Source organism: Nonomuraea sp. 3N208 (assembly GCF_052245935.1).
Lineage (GTDB): Bacteria > Actinomycetota > Actinomycetes > Streptosporangiales > Streptosporangiaceae > Nonomuraea.
Window position 1 is genome coordinate 375,849 of the sequence record NZ_JBQQBR010000002.1, and the last position, 17,906, is coordinate 393,754.

Here is a 17,906-nt window from a genome sequence, read left to right on the forward strand (position 1 = left end):
CGACGCTAACGGTTAGAAGGATGTTCGGTCCATCCCCGGTTCGACGGCCACGGCGCCGTTCGGGGCGTGCCAGCCCAGCTCCGGCGTGTAGCCGCGCACCCGCTTGGCCGGCACCCCGGCGACCACGCTGTGGTCGGGGAAGGTTCCGCGGACCACGGCCCCGCCCGCCACCACGCACTGGCGGCCCAGCGTGGTGCCCGGCAGGATGATCGCCCCCGCGCCCAGCCACGAGCCCGAGCCGATCGAGACCGGGCTGTTGCGCGGCCACTGCCGGCCGATCGGCACGCCCGGGTCGTCGTAGACGTGGTTCTGGTCGGTGATGTAGACGTACGGGCCGGTGAAGACGTCGTCGCCGATGTCGATCGAGGTGTGGGCCACGATGTGCGAGCCTCGGCCGATCGAGCAGCCGCGGCCGATCCGCAGGATCGAGTCGGGGCCGAGGTCGGGGCCTGGCATCATGCCGCACGAGAGTGACACGCGCTCGCCGATCAGCGTGTGGTCGCCGATCTCGATCCACTGCTCGCCGAAGATCGCGCCGGGGGGGAACGCGATGCAGGCGCCGTCGCCCAGCCGCCGGAACCGGTGTCCGCCAGGCGAGGCCGGAGTGATCGCCCCGGCGTGGCGGATCGCCCGATAGGCTCGGTGAATCAGCGTGCCCACTGCCCGCCGTACTAATGACATAGGGACCAAAGTTACCGCTAGGTCATGTCTGTTCGGGCATGTGAGGGGCGTTGTTTGATATCCTGAGAGCCCGTGGACACTTCGACCACACCTCGAGCCACGGGAGCCCCTTTGCGCAGCGCATCGCAAACCAAGCATCTGTTCGTCACCGGCGGTGTCGCCTCCAGTCTCGGCAAGGGGCTCACGGCATCCAGCCTCGGTCGCCTCCTCAAGGGACGCGGTCTCCGGGTCACCATGCAGAAGCTCGACCCGTACCTCAATGTCGACCCCGGGACCATGAACCCGTTCCAGCACGGCGAGGTGTTCGTCACCGACGACGGCGCCGAGACCGACCTCGACGTCGGCCACTACGAGCGGTTCCTCGACACCGACCTGCACGGGTCGGCCAACGTCACCACCGGCCAGATTTACTCCAACGTCATCGCCAAGGAGCGGCGGGGCGAATACCTGGGCGACACCGTCCAGGTCATCCCGCACATCACGAATGAGATCAAGGACCGGATCAGGGGCATGGCCGGTCCTGAGGTGGACGTGGTCATCACCGAGGTCGGTGGCACGGTCGGCGACATCGAGTCGCTGCCGTTCCTGGAGGCCGTGCGGCAGATCAGGCACGAGGTGGGGCGGGACAACGTGTTCTTCCTGCACGTGTCGCTGCTGCCGTACATCGGTCCCTCCGGGGAGCTCAAGACCAAGCCGACGCAGCACAGCGTGGCGGCGCTGCGCAGCATCGGCATCCAGCCGGACGCGATCGTGCTGCGGTCCGACCGGCCCGTGCAGACGGCGATCAAGCGCAAGATCAGCCTCATGTGCGACGTGGACGAGGACGCCGTGGTCTCCGCCGTTGACGCCGTCTCCATCTACGACATCCCGAAGGTGCTCCACTCCGAAGGGCTCGACGCGTACGTGGTGCGGCGGCTCGGGCTGCCGTTCAGGGACGTGGACTGGAAGGAGTGGGAGCAGCTCCTGCGCCGCGTGCACCGCCCGGCCAAGGAGGTGACGATCGCGCTGGTCGGGAAATACATCGACCTGCCCGACGCGTACCTGTCCGTGACCGAGGCCCTGCGCGCCGGCGGGTTCGCCAACGACGCGCGGGTCAACATCCGCTGGGTCAAGAGCGACGACTGCGAGACCTCCGACGGCGCCGAGCGGGAGCTCGACGGCGTGGACGGCGTGCTGATCCCCGGTGGGTTCGGCGTGCGCGGCATCGAGGGCAAGATCGGCGCGATCCGCCACGCCCGCGAGAACAAGGTCCCGCTGCTCGGCATCTGCCTCGGCATGCAGGGCATGGTCATCGAGGCCGCCCGCAACATTGCCGGCATCGAGGGAGCCAACTCCGCCGAGTTCGACCCCGACACCAAGCACGCGGTCATCTCGACCATGGCCGACCAGGAGGACGTCGTCGCCGGCGAGCGCGACATGGGCGGCACCATGCGCCTGGGCATCTACACCGCCAAGCTGGGCGAGGGCACGCTCGCCCGGCAGCTGTACGGTGGCAAGGCCAAGGCCGACGAGCGGCACCGCCACCGCTACGAGGTCAACAACGCCTACCGTGAGCAGCTGGAGAAGGTCGGCATGGTCTTCTCCGGCGTGTCGCCCGACGGCCGCCTGGTCGAGTACACCGAGCTGCCCGTCGACGTCCACCCGTTCTTCATCGGGACCCAGGCGCACCCGGAGTTCCGCTCCCGCCCCACCCGCGCCAACCCGATGTTCAAGGGTCTCATCGGCGCCGCTTTGATCTATGCCGACGGCCGCGTCGGCGCGAAGGTCAGCCCGTGAGAACAACCAGAGCGGCGAGCCGGGGGCGGAGAGCGGTAGCTTGCGTGACCAGCGGAGCCCCCGAGGGAGCGCGACCATGATCGCAGACACGCCCGAGGCGTGGGACGTCGTCGAGACGAAGGAGCGGTTCGAGGGTCGCGTCATCCGCGTGGTCACCGACACCGTCAAGATGCCCCGCGACGAGGTCGCTGACCGCGACTACGTGGTGCATCCCGGCGCCGTCGCCGTGCTGGCGCTCGACGACGAGGACCGGGTCCTCATGATCAGGCAATACCGCCATCCCACCCGGCAGCTGATGTGGGAGCTGCCGGCCGGGATCCGCGACGTCGAAGGCGAGCCGCTCGTGGCAGGCGCCGCCCGGGAGCTCGCCGAGGAGGCCGGGTACCGGGCAGAGACCTGGCAGACGCTCATCGATCTGCGTTCCTCGCCCGGCATGAGCGACGAGCGCATCCGGGTCTTCCTCGCCCGCGGCCTGACCAAGATCCCCGACGAGGAGAACGGCTTCGTCCACCGGCACGAGGAAATCGACATGCCGGTCGAATGGATCCCCCTGGCCGACGCGGTCGAGAAAGCGCTCATGGGAATGATCCACAATTCCCCGGCCGTGGCCGGTATCCTCGCCGCATATGCGGCTTCGGTTGAGGGATTCGATTGCTTGCGTCCCGCCGACGCCCCGGAGGCGTGACGGAAGGACCGGTTCGTGGAGGCAGTGCTCTCCAGCTACCTCGCCCATCTGGCGGTGGAGCGGGGCCTGGCCGCCAACACGCTCGCGTCCTACCGTCGTGACCTGCGCCGCTACTTCGAGCACCTGCAGGCTCGCGGCCGCGCCGAGCTCGACGAGGTGGGGGAGGCCGATGTCCAGGCCTTCCTCGCCGCGTTGCGCGAGGGCGACGGCGAGCACCCGGCGCTGGTCGCCAGCTCGGCCGCCCGCGCCGTGTCCGCTGTGCGCGGGCTGCACCGTTTCGCCCTCCGGGAAGGCGTCACCGCCCACGACCCCGCCCACCAGGTACGCCCGCCGCGCCTGCTCCGCAGGCTCCCCAAGGCCATCGCCGTGGACGAGGTCGAACGGCTCATCGCCGCCTCCGGCCCCGACGGCGCGCCTCTCACGCTGCGCAACCGCGCCCTGCTCGAGGTCCTGTACGGCACCGGCGCCCGCATCTCCGAAGCCGTCGGGCTGGCCGTGGACGACCTCGAGGACGACCAGGTACGCCTGCGCGGCAAGGGAGGCCGTACGCGAGTCGTGCCTTTGGGGCGTTATGCCCGCTCCGCCCTGGACGCGTACCTGGTGCGTGCCCGGCCCGGGCTGCTCGCCCACGGACGTGGTACCCCCGCCGTTTTCCTGAACGCCCGGGGCGGGCGTCTGACCAGGCAGGGAGCCTGGGAGGTGCTCCAGGCAGCCGCCGAACGCGCCGGACTCGACGGGATAAGTCCACACGTTCTCCGGCATTCCTTTGCAACTCATCTGTTGGACGGCGGCGCTGACGTTAGGGTGGTGCAGGAGTTGCTCGGCCATGCCTCGGTGACGACCACCCAGGTCTACACACTGGTCACGGTCGACAAGCTCCGCGAGGTCTATGCCGCCGCGCATCCTCGCGCCCGTCAGTGATCTATAGTCTTTTGCGACGTGCGGCGCTCTCGGCGTGCCGCCTTGCCGCGTTAAGTGGTGACGCCATAGTGTCCGTCCGGACGGTCCGGTTCGGGATCGTCAGGGAGGTTCGAGCTGGTGACTGTGACGACCAAGGGTTCTACCCCGGGGACCCCCGACAACCCCTGGGGCGACACGAAGACCAACGCGCCTTCCAATGGCGTCAACCTCGGGCCCACGCGGCGGCCCAGACCGGTGTTCCCAGAACCGGTGCCCCCTGCCGTGCACGGCCCCGCGCGCGTGGTCGCGATGGTCAATCAGAAGGGCGGGGTCGGTAAGACCACGACCACCATCAACCTGGGCGCCGCGCTGGTCGAATACGGCCTCAAGGTGCTGCTGGTCGACTTCGACCCGCAGGGCGCGCTCTCCGTCGGGCTGGGCATCAACCCGCTCCAGCTCGACCTGACCGTCTACAACCTGCTCATGGAGCGCAACGTCACCGCCGAGGACGTGCTGCTCGGGACCGGTGTCGAGGGGCTCGACCTGCTGCCGAGCAACATCGACCTGTCGGCCGCCGAAGTGCAGCTCGTCACCGAGGTCGCCCGCGAGCAGGTGCTCGGCCGCGTGATCAAGCCGCTGCTGCCGCACTACGACGTGTGCCTCATCGACTGCCAGCCGTCCCTGGGCCTGCTCACGATCAACGCGCTGACCTGCGCCCACGGGGTGATGGTGCCGCTGGAGTGCGAGTTCTTCGCGCTGCGCGGCGTGGCGCTGCTCATGGACACCATCTCCAAGGTCCAGGAGCGCCTCAACGAGGACCTCGAGATCGAGGGCCTGCTCGCCACCATGTACGACGCCCGGACCCTGCACGGGCGCGAGGTGCTCGCCCGCGTGGTGGAGGCGTTCGGCGACAAGGTGTTCCACACCGTGATCAACCGTACGGTGCGGTTCCCCGACGCGACCGTGGCCGGCGAGCCGATCACCACGTTCGACCCGTCGTCCCTCGGCGCCAACGCTTACCGTGAGCTGGCCCGTGAGGTGCTGTCGCGCTGGCCGGCGCCTGCGACAATGACCAGGTGACCACCGCTGAGCAGAGCGAACCTCAGGGCTTCCAGGTCCACCTGGACGTCTTCGAGGGACCCTTCGATCTGCTCCTTGGCCTCATCGCCAAGCACAAACTGGACATCACCGAGGTTTCGCTCTCCAAGGTCACCGACGAGTTCATCGCGTACATCCGTTCGCGCGGGCCCGAGTGGGACCTCGACCAGACCAGCCACTTCCTGCTGGTGGCGGCGACGCTGCTCGATCTGAAGGCGGCCCGGCTGCTGCCGTCCGGCGAGGTGGAGGACGAGGAGGACCTGGCGCTGCTGGAGGCCAGGGACCTGCTGTTCGCCCGGTTGCTGCAGTACAAGGCGTACAAAGAAGTGGCGAAGATCTTCGCGGGGCGGATGGCGGAAGAGGCGCTGCGTTTTCCGCGTACCGTGACGATGGAGCAGCAGTTCGCCAACCTGCTGCCCGAGCTGGTGCTGGGCATCGGGCCCGAGCAACTCGCCAAGATCGCCGCGCGCGCCTTCACCCCCAAGCTGCCGCCCACCGTCAACGTGGGGCACATCTACCAGCCGCTGGCGAGCGTCAAGGAGCAGGCCGCGATCCTGGTCATGCACCTGCGCCGGATGCGGCGGGCCACCTTCCGTGCGCTGGTGTCCGACTGCGATGGCACCTTCGAGGTCATCGCGCGGTTCCTGGCGGTGCTGGAGCTGTTCCGGGAGTCGGCGGTCACCTTCGAGCAGGTGGAGCCGCTCGGGGACCTGCACGTGACCTGGACGGGCTCCGACGACGGGGACGTCGCGGTGGGGGACGACTACGAGGAATCCGCGGAGAAACCAACGCAATGACTGACAACCCCAACTCGCTGCCCAACCCCCGCCGGTCCCCGGACTCCGAACCTCCGCTCCCCGTCTGGATGACCTTGCCCGGCGCCCTCGCACAGTCGCCGCCGCCGGTTGCGGAGGACGACACGTCCGAGGACACGCCCGTCGCGGAGGCGGATTCGGCGTCTGCGGACGCGCCGGTCAGAGAGGCGGACGCGCCGGTCATGGAGCCGGACGCGCCGGTCGCGGAGGCGGATGCGGCGTCTGCGGATGCGGCGCCGGAGGACGTGCCGGCTGCAGAGGCGGCGGCGGCGTCGGAGGACGCGCCGGTTTCGGGCGTCGCGCCGGACGAGGGCGCTCCGGTCTACGATCCGGCGTCCAGCCCTCCGCCTACGGTCCTGGACGCGGCGTCTGCGGGCGCCGGGTCGAAGGACGGCCCTTCGGTCGCCCACGGGCCGAAGCGCGCCGGGCCGGCGGGGCGTAGTGCGGTGGAGACCGGCGCAACGCGCGCGGCTGAAGACATGGGTGCCGGTGAGGACGCCGGCCTCGATGTGACGGACGCGCCGGAGGACGACGCGGCGGAGGCGTCGGAGGAAGGAACGGGGGGGCCGACGCTTCAGGCGGCATTGGAGGCTATCCTGCTTGTCGTTGACGAGCCTGTCGCTGAAGTGATGCTGGCGCAGGTGCTGGAGCGGCCCACCCATGAGGTGGCCGCGGCCTTGCGCGGTCTGGCGGCGGAATATACCGCTGCCGGGCGGGGTTTTGATCTGAGAGAAGTGGCGGGCGGCTGGCGGTTCTACACGCGGGCCGACTGCGCGCCGCTGGTCGAGCGGTTCGTACGCGACGGCCAGCAGACGCGGCTGACCCAGGCCGCGCTCGAAACTCTCGCGGTCGTGGCCTACCGGCAACCGGTGAGCCGTGCCCGCGTCGCCGCCGTGCGCGGCGTCAACAGCGACGGCGTCATGCGGACGCTCGTCGCCAGGGGGCTGGTCGAAGAGGCCGGCACCGACCCGGAGAGCCAGGCAGTGCTCTACCGGACAAGCTCATACTTCCTTGAACGTCTGGGACTGCGGGATCTCAGCGAGCTCCCCGAGCTCGCCCCCCTCCTCCCGGACGACGTGGAAAATCTCGAGGAGACAACAAAGTGATCAACAGGCGAAGCACCCCGTCCGGTGATGGACGCGGTCGTGGACGTACCGGCGGCTCTGGCCGTAGTGCCGACCGCGGCGGACGTCCCGCCTTCCGCTCCGACCGCGACGACTTCCGCGGCGGCTCTCGACGCGACGACTCTCGACGTGACGACTCTCGACGTGACGACCGCGGCCGTGGGTACGGCCGCGACTCCGTGAGCGACACCCGCCGCTCCGACGCCCGTCCCTCCCGTGACTCCTTCCGCGCCGACCGGTCCGGGACCCGCGCCCCGTACGGCAGGTCCGGCGAGCGTGAGAACCGACGTGACGATCGAAACGGACGTGACGACCGCGAGGCTCGTTACAGCTCGCGTGGTGACAGCGACTCATGGCCGCGCGGTGATCGAGACGACCGGGATGCGCGCGGCGACCGCAACGAGCGTTCCCGCGGTGACCGGGATGGTTACCGTTCCGACCGCCGTGACGAGCGCGGCGGCTACAGTGCCCAGCGTCGTGATGATCGCGGTGGCTATGGTGCCGCCCGTCGTGATGACCGTGGTGGCTATGGTGCCCCGCGTCGTGATGACCGTGGTGGCTATGGTGCCGCCCGTCGTGACGAGCGTGGTGGCTATGGTGCCCCGCGTCGTGATGACCGTGGTGGCTATGGTGCCGCCCGTCGTGACGAGCGTGGTGGCTATGGTGCCGCCCGTCGTGACGAGCGTGGTGGCTATGGTGCCCCGCGTCGTGACGACCGTGGTGGCCACGGTGCCCCGCGTCGTGACGAGCGTGGCGGCTACGACGCCCCGCGTCGTGATGACCGTGGCGGCTACGGTGCCGGCCGGCGTGACGAGCGTGGCACCACCGACAGGGGCGGGTTCCGGGCCGACCGCAGCGGGCGCAGGGACACCGAGCGTACGTCCCGCGGCGGTAGAGACGATGTCGCCCCCCGGGCCGCGTCCGCGAGCCGCGCCCGTTACGGCAGGCGGGACGGCGACGCCGCCCGCGACACCCGTACCGGCCGCACCCCCAGGCGCGACGACGTGCAGACCGTCGGCAAGAGCTACGGCAGCCCGCAGCGGGACCGGATCAAGGCGGCCCGCCAGCCCATCCGCGACCGCGACCTCTACCCCGAGGGCTACACCGACGAGCGCGACACCACCGAGGTGCCGGACGGCGTACGGCTGCAGAAGGTGCTCGCGCAGGCGGGCGTGGCCAGCCGCAGGGCCTGCGAGGAGATGATCGGCGAGGGCCGCGTCACCGTGAACGGCCAGGTCGTACGGCGCTTCGGCGCCAAGGTCGACCCCGCGACCCAGGTCATCCACGTGGACGGCAAGCGCATCCCCACCGCCCCCGATCTGGTCTACTACGCCCTGAACAAGCCCATCGGCATCGTGTCCACCATGGACGACCCGCAGGGCCGCCCGTGCCTGGCGGACTTCGTACAGGAGCTGGCGCCGCGGCTGTTCCACGTGGGCCGGCTGGACACCGAGACCGAGGGCCTGCTGCTGCTCACCAACGACGGCGAGCTGGCCAACCGGTTGACGCACCCCAGCTACGGGGTGCAGAAGAAGTACTGGGCCAAGGTGCCGGGGCCGATCCCCAGGGACCTGGCGCGCCGGCTCAAGAAGGGCATCGAACTGGAGGACGGCATTGCGAAGGCCGACGATTTCAGCATCGTGCAGGAGCATGGCCAGCAGGCGCTGGTCGAGATCGTGCTGCACGAAGGGCGCAATCACGTCGTCAGGCGCATGCTGGAGGAGGCCGGGCACCGCGTGATCGACCTGGCCAGGATCGAGTTCGGCCCGGTGAAACTGGGCCGTACCAAGCCCGGGACCGTACGCGCGCTGAGCTTGAAAGAGGTCGGCGAACTGTACGCTGCCGTGAAGCTGTAATCTGGCCGGAACGCAGGAGCCCGTGCGCATCTCCGCACGGGCTCTCCGGCTATGAGAAGGGGACAAACCAGATGGTGCGGGCGATCCGCGGGGCGATTCAGGTGGACGCCAACGATCGTGACTCGATCGTCGCGGGCACGACTGAGCTGGTCAGCGCGATCATGGAGCGCAATGAGCTGACCACGGATGACGTGATCAGCGTGCTGTTCACGGCGACGCCCGACCTGACGGCCGAGTTTCCCGCGCTGGCGGCGCGGAAGCTGGGCTTCCACGAGGTGCCGCTGATCTGCTGCACCGAGATCGACGTGCCGGGCGCGCTGCCTCGCGTCGTACGCCTGATGGCGCACGTCGAGACCGATCGCCCCCGGGCCGAGATCCAGCACGTCTACCTGCGGGGCGCCGTGGCGCTCCGGCAGGACATCGCGCAGTAACCCGCCGGCAAGCACGACCAGAGATACTCACCTCACCCCAACGGCCCGAAATATCAGGACATCGAGATGGAACTTCGTACCGTGCTCGTCGTCGGCACTGGTCTGATCGGCACCTCCGCGGCGCTGGCGCTGCGCAAGCGCGGCGTGCGCGTCCTGATCGCCGACCGTGACCAGGGAGCCGTACGGCTGGCACGGGAGCTCGGCGCGGGCGAGGAATGGGACGGCCACGAGACGGCGGATCTGGCGGTCATCGCGGTGCCCCCGGCCCACGTGGCGACCGAGTTGCTGGAGCTGCAGCGGCACGGCGTGGCCAGGTTCTACACCGACGTCGCCAGCGTGAAGGTCGAGCCCATCGACCGGGCCACGCAGCTGGGCTGCGACCTGGCGACCTACGTCGCCTCCCATCCGCTGGCCGGCCGCGAGAAGTCAGGGCCCGGCGCCGCGCGGGACGATCTGTTCCTGGGCCGCCCGTGGGCGCTGTGCCCCACGAAGGAGGCCGGCCGCGACGCGAAAGCGGCCGTGCTGCGGCTGATCGAGCTGTGCGGGGCCAACCCGGTCGAGGTCAACGCCGATGACCACGACCGCGCGGTGGCCGTCGTCTCGCACGCGCCACACGTGGCCTCCTCCGCCGTGGCCGCGCGCCTGGCCGACGCCACGGATGTCGCGCTCGGCCTGGCCGGGCAGGGCGTACGCGACGTCACCAGGATCGCCGGCAGCGACCCCGGGCTGTGGATCGGCATCCTGTCCGGCAACGCCACTCCCGTCGCCGAGGTACTCGAGGCCGTCGCGCACGACCTGGCCGAGGCCGCGACCGCGCTGCGTGCCCTGGCGGAGGGCGACGGCACCGCCACCGGCGAGCTGACCCAGCTGCTCAAGCGCGGCGTCGCCGGGCACGACCGCATTCCGGGCAAGCACGGCGGCCCGGCCTCCGCCTACGCCGCGGTCCAGGTCGTCATCGGCGACCGGCCCGGCCAGCTCGCCCGGCTGTTCCAGGTGTGCGACGAGGTGGGGGTCAACGTCGAGGACGTGCGCCTGGAGCACGCGCCTGGGCTGCCGCTGGGCATCGCGGAACTGTCCGTGCAGCCCGACGCCGCCACCCCGCTCACCGACGCGCTGCGCGAACGCGGCTGGCACGTCCCCTAAAGGTGCGGCCCGGTGGCCTGCGCTCGCGCCGCCGAGCTTCCTCGCGACGGCTGAACCATGCCGGCCACAAGTGCCGGCCACAAGTGCCGGCCACAAGTGCCGGCCACAAGTGCTGCGCTGCAGGTCCACGCGAATTTTCGCCGCGGGCTAGGCGGCATGTCACATCCGAGCCTCCTCGATACGTCCGTGCTTTGAATCGAGGAGGTAAGGAAAATGAACGACATTCTCGTTCTGGGCGCCGGTTACACCGGCATCGCGGCGGCCATCCGGGTCGCCGTCAGGACCCGCCGCATCGGTGGCAAGGTCACGCTGGTGAACGCCTCGGCGCGGTTCACCGAACGGCTCCGGCTGCATCAGACTGCGGCCGGTGAGAAGCTGGCCGACCATTCACTGAAAGACCTGCTCGCGGGCACCGGCATCCGGTTCGTCCAAGGCAGGGTGGCAGGGCTCGACGCCGGGCGGCATGAGGCACGGCTCGACGACGGGCGCGTGCTCGGCTACGACAAGCTGATCTACGCTCTCGGCACCGTCACCGACGCCTCGGTGCCAGGTGTGGCCGAGCACGCCCACGTCTACGACGACTACGAGGGCACCAAGCGGCTCGCCGAGCGCCTCGCCGCACTCCACGACGGCACCGTGGTCGTCGCCGGCGGCGGGCTCACCGGCGTGGAGTCGGCCACCGAGCTGGCCGAGGCGTACCCGGACCTGCACGTCGTCCTGGTCACCCGGGGCCGGCCGGGCGCCATGATGGGCAAGCAGGCCCGGGCCTACCTGGACGCGGCGCTGGAGCGGCTCGGCGTCGAGGTACGCGCCGGCGTGGACGTCGCCAAGGTCCTGCCCGACGCGGTCGAGCTGGCCGGCGGCGAGCTGATCCCGTCCGACGCCACCCTCTGGACCACCGGGACCAGAGGGTTGCCGGTGGCCGCGAAGTCCGGGCTGACCGTCGACGAGCGCGGCAGGATCGTCGTGGACTCCGCGCTCCGCTCGGTGTCACACGCGGACGTCTACGCCGTCGGCGACGCCGCCGCCGTCGCCCAGCCGTTCGGGGTGCTGCACGGCACCTGCCAGGGCGGCATCCCGACCGGGCTGCACGCGGCCGACTCCCTGGCCGCCACGCTGCGCGGCAAGACGCCCAAGCCGTTCAGGTTCGGGTACATACACCAGCCTGTCAGCTTGGGGCGTAAGGACGCGGTCATCCAGTTCACCCGACCGGACGACAGCCCGCGTCGGTGGTTCCTTACCGGGCGGGCGGCGACCGTGTACAAGGAAACGGTGTCCAGCAGCCCGATCCCAACGTTCAAGCTGCTCAAGCGCGGTCTGGCGCCCGTCTGGGCGTTCGCCCTGACGGCCGGGCTCGCATGATCGGACAAAGCGCGGCGGACGAGCCGGTGATCTCGCCCGCCGCGCCCCCATGTCATTTCTTGGTGACCGCCTGACTGACGGCGTTCGGGCCGTCGTACTGGCGGTCCGGCATCTTCTCCAGGGCCTTGACTATGTCCTCGCCCGCGCCGTGGTCGCGGGCGGCCTTGACGAGATCGTCCTTGCTGGCGGGGTAGTCCACGCCGCTCAGGTGTTTCTGCAGGTCGATCGGATTCGGTGCAGTATTCATGACTGCCTGCTACCCCTCGTTCACGAGACGTAACGGCGGGCGTGCGAGCCGGCCTGCGATGCCTCCAGACTGGCGACCTCGCGCCGCACCACCGACGCCCCGGCCAGGAAGCTGCCCAGCACGGGCCCGGGAAGCCACGAAGGGCCTGGTACGGGCGAGTCGCGCAGCTCCTCCACGATCGGGTCGTCGTGGCCGCCGGGCTCGGTCAGGATGCGAGCCGTGACGACGGCCAGCCGGGGGTGCGCGTCCTCGGGGGAGGCGGCGGTGACGGCCTGGGCGATCCCGTCGCCGGAGCCGTTGTCCACCAGCACCACGTGCGGTCGTTCCGGCAGGGTGAGCAGTCTGCCGAGCGAGGTCAGTGCCTCCTCCCGGCGGTTCCACGTGATCACGACCGCCCCGACCCGCTGATCAACCATCGGCGCGCTCCAGCCGGCGGCGGGCCCGTTCCACCGCGAGGGGGAGTTCGCGTCGCTCAGCCAGCGCCCGGGGGAACCGCCGCACCGCCGTACGCAGCCCCTCCCAGCCGGCGGGGCCGCCGCGCAGCGCGTCGAAGGAACGCCGGGCCACCACCCGCCACGGCCGCCGCAGGACGGCGGTCAGCACGGCGTTGCGTGCCGCCAGCACCTGCCTCCCCCGCGGATCCCGCGCGGGCGACGGATGATGGTGCGCCACGACGTCGTCCACGTACGCCAGCCCCCACCCTTTCGCCGCCAGGTCCACGGCCAGCCGCTCCTCCTCGCCGAAGAAGAAGATCACGTCATCGAACCCGCCGGCATCGAGGAACGCCTCCCTGCGCACCACCACCCCGCACGCCAGGAACCCCAGCACGCTCGGCCCCGGCAGATCGGGCTCCACGCCGAGCGGCGAGCGTGCCATCTGCTCCGACACCGGATCCAGCCGCTCCTCCGGCCCCACCAGCACCCGCGCCCCCAGCACGGCCAGCCGCGGATGAGCGTCCAGCACGTCGGCGGCCCGCTCCAGCGCGCCGGGCGCCCACCATGAGTCGTCGTCGGCGAAGGCCACGTACGGGGTCTCGGCCAGCCGCACGCCGACGTTGCGCGCGGGCGCCCCCAAGTTCGTGCCCGCCTCGACGACGTGGACGTCGGGGAAGTGCTTGCGGACGAACGCCGCCGTCCCGTCGCTCGAGCCGTTGTCGACGAGGATCACCGGGCGCGGGTGCAAGGGAAGCGAGCGGGCCAGCGCCCGCAGCCTGTCCCTGCTGGCCACGACCACCGTGACCCGGGCTCCGTCTGCCACACGAGGTCACTTACCAGGAGGAATGCGCTTAGTCCTCGGCAGCGCCGTCGACACCTGGGCGGAGCAGGCGTACAAAGGGCGGGTAACAGTGTTACCGAGAAGAAACGGCGTTACCGACATGACGAGCACCGCGTACCAGCAAGCGCAGCAGGAAGGGCAGGACGTCGTCCGGGCGGCCATCCTCGACGCCGCCACGCACCTGCTCGTCACCGAGGGCCCGGCGGCGCTGACGGTGCGGCGCATCGCCGGTGAGGTCGGCTGCTCCACGAAGGTGATCTACACGCTGTTCGGCGGTAAGGACGGCCTCGGCGAGGCGTTGTGGCTGGAGGGGTTCGCCAGGTTCGAGCGGTGGTTGCTCGCCGTGCCCGCCCAGGGCGACCCGCTGGCCTGCCTGCGCGCCGGCCTGGAGGCCTACCGGGACTACGCCCTCGCCGAGCCCGACTACTACCGGGTCATGTTTCAGGGCGCCCTGCCGGGGCTCCAGCCTGGGCCCGAGGCCGTGGCGACGGCCAAGCGCACGTTCGAGCTGCTCGTCCGCCGCGTCCAGTACTGCCTGGAGCCGGGACTGCTGCGCGGTGGCACCGCCGAGGAGATCGCCGACCTGCTGTGGATGGCGATCCACGGCGCGGTGAGCCTGGAGATCTCCGGCTTCTTCCACGAGCCCGATGCGGCGCGGCGCTACCGGGTGCTGTGCTCCTCGGTGCTCTCGCCCTTCCTGCTTCCCCCTGACCTTCCTCCCGACGAGAGGACCACGCCATGACCACGACACCGTTCAAGGGCGGCTTCACGCCCGTGACCGAGGAGATCACGGCCTTCGACCTCGAGGTCACCGGGCGCATCCCGGCCGAGCTCAACGGCCGCTACCTGCGTAACGGCCCCAACCCGCTCAGCCTCGACGACCCGAGCGCGAGCCACCTGTTCATCGGCGAGGGCATGGTGCACGGCGTGCGGATGCGGGACGGCCGCGCCGAGTGGTACCGCAACCGCTGGGTCCGCAGCGCCGCCGTCGCCCGGCGGCTCGGCGAGGAGCCCCGGCCGGGCCCCACACACGGCGGCATGGACTTCGCGGCCAACACGCACGTCATCGGGCTGGCCGGGCGCGCGTTCGCGACCGTCGAGGCGGGGTCGCTGCCGTACGAGCTGAGCTACGAGCTCGGCACCATCGGCTCGTGCGACTTCGACGGCGGCCTGCCCGGCGGGTACGCCGCCCACACCCACGCCGACCCCGCCACCGGCGAGCTGCACGCCATGGCGTACTTCTTCGGCTGGGACCACCACCAGCACATCGTGATCGACGCCAAGGGCACCGTGACGCAGGTCAGGGACATCCCCATCGCCGGCGCGCCGATGCTGCACGACTTCGCGCTCACCGAGCGGTACGTCGTGATCTACGACCTGCCGGTCACGTTCAGCATGGCCCACGCCGAGAAGGGCATCGCGCTGCCGTACGCGTGGAACGACGCCCACGGCGCCAGGGCCGGCCTCATGTCCCGCGCGACCGGCGAGGTGCGCTGGGTCGACGTGGAGCCGTGCTGGGTGTTCCACACCCTGAACGCTTACGACGACGGCGACGAGGTGGTCGTGGACCTGGTGCGTTACCCCAAGAGGTTCGTGGACGCGCGGCTCGACCTGGGCGGCACGCCCACGCTCGACCGGTGGCGGATCGACCCGCGCGCGGGCAAGGTCGTCCAGAAGCGGCTGGACGACCGGGCGCAGGAGTTTCCGCGCATGGACGAGCGGCGCACCGGCCGCGCCTACCGCTATGGCTACACCGCGACCACCCGCGACCTGAACGACCTGGTCTACCCGGCGGACACTGAGCTGGAGGACCTGCCCGACGAGGCCTTCGACAACACGCTCATCAAGCACGACCTGGAGCGCGGCACGCAGGAACAGCGGCAGTTCGGGCGGGGCGCGTACGTGGGGGAGCCCGTCTTCCTCGCCTCCGGCGAGGCGGAGGACGGCGGGTACGTGCTCTCCTACGTCAACAACCCGGCCAGGGGAGCGGCCGACCTGGTGATCCTGTCCGCGCAGGACTTCACCGGCGAGCCGATCGCCACCGTACACTTGCCCGCCCGGGTGCCGCTCGGCTTCCACGGGAGCTGGATCGCCGACTGAGCCGGAGGCGGTACCCTCTTCAAGTTGGACTGAAACGTGAAGAGGGAGAGACCCGTGGCCGGTCTGGTCATCGCCATGGACGGCCCTTCGGGGTCGGGCAAGTCGAGCGTCTCGCGCGGGGTCGCCCGCGCGCTGGGGCTGCGCTACCTCGACACCGGGGCCATGTATCGCGCGATGACCTGGTGGGTGCTCCAGCAGGGCGTCGACCTGGCCGACCCTGCCGCGATCGCGGCCCGCTGCGGCGAGCCGCGGATCGTCTCCGGCACCGACCCCGACGGTCCCACGATCCACGTCGACGGCGTCGACGTGGCCGGGCCGATCAGGGAGTCCGAGGTGACCGGCGCGGTCTCCGCCGTCGCCGCCGTCCCCGAGGTGCGGGTGCGCCTCGTTGAGCGCCAGCGGGAGATCATCGGCGCCGGTGACATCGTGGTCGAGGGCCGCGACATCGGCAGCGTCGTCTGCCCGGACGCCACCGTCAAGGTCTACCTGACGGCCAGTGCGGAGGCGCGTGCCCAGCGGCGCAGCGCCGAGCTGGCCGGCACCACGGCGGAGGCGCAGCAGGAGGCCATGGCCAGGCGTGACACCCTGGACTCGACACGTAAGACGGACCCACTCTCGATGGCGGCTGGCGCCGTCGAGCTCGACACCACCGCGCTGACCTTGGAAGAGGTCATCGCGGAGGTGTTGAGGCTGGTCAAAGAGCGCACCTGACTCCCATGTCGGGTGCGGTACTCACATTAAGGATGAAATTTCGTGACAACGGGGGACTGGGTCGAGGCCGAACTCGACGAACTTGAGATCACCGAGCACGGCGACGCCACGCCGGTGCCGGTCGTCGCCATCGTAGGACGGCCGAACGTCGGCAAGTCCACGCTGGTCAACCGCATCATCGGCCGCCGTGAAGCGGTCGTCGAAGACGTGCCGGGCGTCACCCGCGACCGCGTCACCTACGACGCCAACTGGCGCGGCCGCCGCTTCACCGTGGTCGACACCGGCGGCTGGGACCCCGACGCCACCGGCATGAGCCTGCGCATCGCCGAGCAGGCCCAGGTCGCGGTCGAGCTGGCCGACGTGATCGTGTTCGTGGTCGACGCCACCGTCGGCGCCACCGACGCCGACGAGATCGTGGGCTCGATCCTGCGCCAGTCGGGCAAGCCGGTCATCTTGGCCGCCAACAAGGTCGACAACCAGCAGATGGAGCTCGAGGCCGCGGGGCTGTGGTCGCTCGGACTCGGCGAGCCGTACCCCGTCTCGGCCCTGCACGGGCGCTCCAGCGGCGACCTGCTCGACGTGGTGCTCGACGCGCTGCCCGAGACGCCGCAGGTCACCTTCGAGGCCCAGCGCGGCCCGGCCAGGGTGGCGCTGCTCGGCAAGCCCAACGTGGGCAAGTCCTCGCTGCTCAACAAGCTGGCGGGGGAGGAGCGCGTGCTGGTCGACCCCATGGCAGGCACCACCCGCGACCCCGTGGACGAGCTGATCGAGCTGGGCGGGCGCACCTGGCGCTTCGTCGACACGGCCGGCATCCGGCGGCGCGACCGCGAGCTGCAGGGCGCCGACTTCTACGCCGCCATGCGCACCCGCGCCGCGCTGGAGCGCTCGGAGGTGGCGATCGTGCTCATCGACGCCAGCGAGCCGCTCACCGAGCAGGACCTGCGCATCATCGGCCTGGTCATCGAGTCGGGGCGGGCCATGGTGGTCGCGTTCAACAAGTGGGACCTGGTCGACGAGGACCGCCGCTACTACCTGGAGAAGGAGATCGACCGGCAGCTCGTCCGCACGCCGTGGGCGCTGCGGGTCAACATCTCCGCCAAGACGGGGCGGCACGTGGACCGGCTGGTCCCGGCGCTGGAGAAGGCGCTCGACTCGTGGTCCACGCGGGTGCCGACGGCCCGGCTCAACGCGTTCCTGACCGAGCTGGTGCACCAGACGCCGCCGCCGGTGCGGGGCGGCAAGCAGCCGAAGATCCTCTTCGCCACGCAGGCGTCGGTCGAGCCGCCCAAGTTCGTGTTGTTCACCTCCGGCTGGCTGGAGGACACCTACCGGCGCTTCGTCGAGCGGCGCATCCGCGAGGAGTTCGGCTTCGCCGGCTCGCCGATCGAGGTCACGATGAAGATCCGCGAGAAGCGGGGGAAGAAGGACAAGTAATCGCTTTGCCGGTGGCTCGGGCGTGACCGTAAGATCGACGGCAAACGTCGAGGGAGATGAGTAGCCGCGGACCCGCGCGGGTCCAGAGAGCCGCCGGCAGCTGCGAAGGCGGCCCCGCGTCCCGCGGGCGAAGACACTCCTGAGTGCGGGGAGGAAATGCCCCGCCGGTCTGACCCCCGTCATCGGGTCGTCCGAGGCCGCCCCGTTTTCGGCGGGGCGGTGAAAGTGCGGTGGCACCGGGAGCAACCCTTCTCCCCCGCACTTCCAA

Annotated in this window: 19 protein-coding genes and 1 pseudogene; 16 read left to right on the top strand and 4 right to left on the bottom strand. The window is 70.5% G+C overall.

Annotation, left to right across the window (positions count from 1 at the left end; genetic code table 11):
* Window positions 1–12: 12 nt before the first annotated feature.
* On the bottom strand, window positions 13–681 hold the full coding sequence (locus ACTWPT_RS04125) for a DapH/DapD/GlmU-related protein (protein WP_443175864.1): 669 nt from the start codon (window positions 679–681) through the stop codon (window positions 13–15).
* 111 nt (window positions 682–792) lie between these two features.
* Here ACTWPT_RS04125 and ACTWPT_RS04130 point away from each other — a divergent pair, with 111 nt between their 5' ends.
* From ACTWPT_RS04130 to ACTWPT_RS04185, 12 genes and pseudogenes are all read left to right on the top strand, one after another.
* The gene (locus ACTWPT_RS04130; RefSeq protein ID WP_443175865.1) at window positions 793–2,457 is read left to right on the top strand and encodes a CTP synthase; all 1,665 of its coding nucleotides are present in this window, start codon (window positions 793–795) and stop codon (window positions 2,455–2,457) included.
* A 76-nt stretch (window positions 2,458–2,533) separates the two neighbouring features.
* Complete coding sequence (locus tag ACTWPT_RS04135; protein ID WP_443175866.1) at window positions 2,534–3,142, top strand: NUDIX domain-containing protein; 609 nt, start codon at window positions 2,534–2,536, stop codon at window positions 3,140–3,142.
* Between the two features lie 15 nt (window positions 3,143–3,157).
* Complete coding sequence (gene xerD / locus ACTWPT_RS04140; protein ID WP_443175867.1) at window positions 3,158–4,063, top strand: site-specific tyrosine recombinase XerD; 906 nt, start codon at window positions 3,158–3,160, stop codon at window positions 4,061–4,063.
* A 123-nt stretch (window positions 4,064–4,186) separates the two neighbouring features.
* Window positions 4,187–5,122 (top strand): ParA family protein, encoded by a 936-nt coding sequence (locus ACTWPT_RS04145; protein WP_443175942.1) that lies wholly within the window; start codon window positions 4,187–4,189, stop codon window positions 5,120–5,122.
* Window positions 5,119–5,937 carry a segregation and condensation protein A gene (locus ACTWPT_RS04150; protein ID WP_443175868.1) on the top strand — a complete coding sequence of 273 codons (819 nt, stop codon included), beginning with the start codon at window positions 5,119–5,121 and terminating at the stop codon, window positions 5,935–5,937. The genes ACTWPT_RS04145 and ACTWPT_RS04150 overlap by 4 nt, the downstream gene beginning before the upstream one ends.
* A gap of 497 nt (window positions 5,938–6,434) precedes the next feature.
* Window positions 6,435–7,061: an SMC-Scp complex subunit ScpB gene (gene scpB / locus ACTWPT_RS04155; protein ID WP_443175943.1), complete on the top strand. Its 627-nt coding sequence runs from the start codon at window positions 6,435–6,437 to the stop codon at window positions 7,059–7,061.
* A gap of 27 nt (window positions 7,062–7,088) precedes the next feature.
* Entirely contained in the window at window positions 7,089–7,262 is a 174-nt protein-coding gene (locus ACTWPT_RS04160) for a hypothetical protein (RefSeq protein ID WP_443175869.1), read from the top strand.
* Window positions 7,259–8,023 (top strand): annotated as a pseudogene (locus tag ACTWPT_RS04165) (pseudouridine synthase); the annotation flags it as partial. The gene ACTWPT_RS04160 and the pseudogene ACTWPT_RS04165, both read left to right, overlap by 4 nt.
* A gap of 60 nt (window positions 8,024–8,083) precedes the next feature.
* Window positions 8,084–8,935 (top strand): pseudouridine synthase, encoded by an 852-nt coding sequence (locus ACTWPT_RS04170; protein ID WP_443175944.1) that lies wholly within the window; start codon window positions 8,084–8,086, stop codon window positions 8,933–8,935.
* A gap of 71 nt (window positions 8,936–9,006) precedes the next feature.
* On the top strand, window positions 9,007–9,366 hold the full coding sequence (gene aroH, locus ACTWPT_RS04175; protein ID WP_443175870.1) for a chorismate mutase: 360 nt from the start codon (window positions 9,007–9,009) through the stop codon (window positions 9,364–9,366).
* A 66-nt stretch (window positions 9,367–9,432) separates the two neighbouring features.
* A complete protein-coding gene (locus ACTWPT_RS04180) occupies window positions 9,433–10,509 on the top strand; it encodes a prephenate dehydrogenase (protein ID WP_443175871.1) in 1,077 nt (358 codons plus the stop codon).
* A 213-nt stretch (window positions 10,510–10,722) separates the two neighbouring features.
* Window positions 10,723–11,871 carry an NAD(P)/FAD-dependent oxidoreductase gene (locus tag ACTWPT_RS04185; RefSeq protein WP_443175872.1) on the top strand — a complete coding sequence of 383 codons (1,149 nt, stop codon included), beginning with the start codon at window positions 10,723–10,725 and terminating at the stop codon, window positions 11,869–11,871.
* A gap of 52 nt (window positions 11,872–11,923) precedes the next feature.
* On the opposite strand, the gene ACTWPT_RS04190 is transcribed toward ACTWPT_RS04185, so the two are convergent.
* From ACTWPT_RS04190 to ACTWPT_RS04200, 3 genes are read right to left on the bottom strand one after another with little or no spacing between them, the layout of a single operon-like run.
* Complete coding sequence (locus ACTWPT_RS04190; RefSeq protein ID WP_443175873.1) at window positions 11,924–12,118, bottom strand: DUF2795 domain-containing protein; 195 nt, start codon at window positions 12,116–12,118, stop codon at window positions 11,924–11,926.
* Window positions 12,119–12,138: 20 nt separating this feature from the next.
* A complete protein-coding gene (locus tag ACTWPT_RS04195; RefSeq protein ID WP_443175874.1) occupies window positions 12,139–12,534 on the bottom strand; it encodes a glycosyltransferase family 2 protein in 396 nt (131 codons plus the stop codon).
* Window positions 12,527–13,375, bottom strand: coding sequence for a glycosyltransferase family 2 protein (locus ACTWPT_RS04200; RefSeq protein WP_443175875.1), 849 nt, complete (start codon window positions 13,373–13,375; stop codon window positions 12,527–12,529). The genes ACTWPT_RS04195 and ACTWPT_RS04200 overlap by 8 nt, the downstream gene beginning before the upstream one ends.
* Window positions 13,376–13,493: 118 nt before the next feature.
* Between ACTWPT_RS04200 and ACTWPT_RS04205 the strand changes: the two genes are divergently transcribed.
* From ACTWPT_RS04205 to der, 4 genes are read left to right on the top strand one after another with little or no spacing between them, the layout of a single operon-like run.
* Window positions 13,494–14,135: a TetR/AcrR family transcriptional regulator gene (locus ACTWPT_RS04205; RefSeq protein WP_443175876.1), complete on the top strand. Its 642-nt coding sequence runs from the start codon at window positions 13,494–13,496 to the stop codon at window positions 14,133–14,135.
* Entirely contained in the window at window positions 14,132–15,493 is a 1,362-nt protein-coding gene (locus ACTWPT_RS04210) for a carotenoid oxygenase family protein (RefSeq protein WP_443175877.1), read from the top strand. Before ACTWPT_RS04205 ends, ACTWPT_RS04210 begins: the two co-directional genes overlap by 4 nt.
* A 54-nt stretch (window positions 15,494–15,547) precedes the next feature.
* Entirely contained in the window at window positions 15,548–16,204 is a 657-nt protein-coding gene (cmk, locus tag ACTWPT_RS04215) for a (d)CMP kinase (protein ID WP_443175878.1), read from the top strand.
* 42 nt (window positions 16,205–16,246) lie between these two features.
* Window positions 16,247–17,638 (top strand): ribosome biogenesis GTPase Der, encoded by a 1,392-nt coding sequence (der, locus tag ACTWPT_RS04220; protein WP_443175879.1) that lies wholly within the window; start codon window positions 16,247–16,249, stop codon window positions 17,636–17,638.
* Window positions 17,639–17,906: the final 268 nt, after the last annotated feature.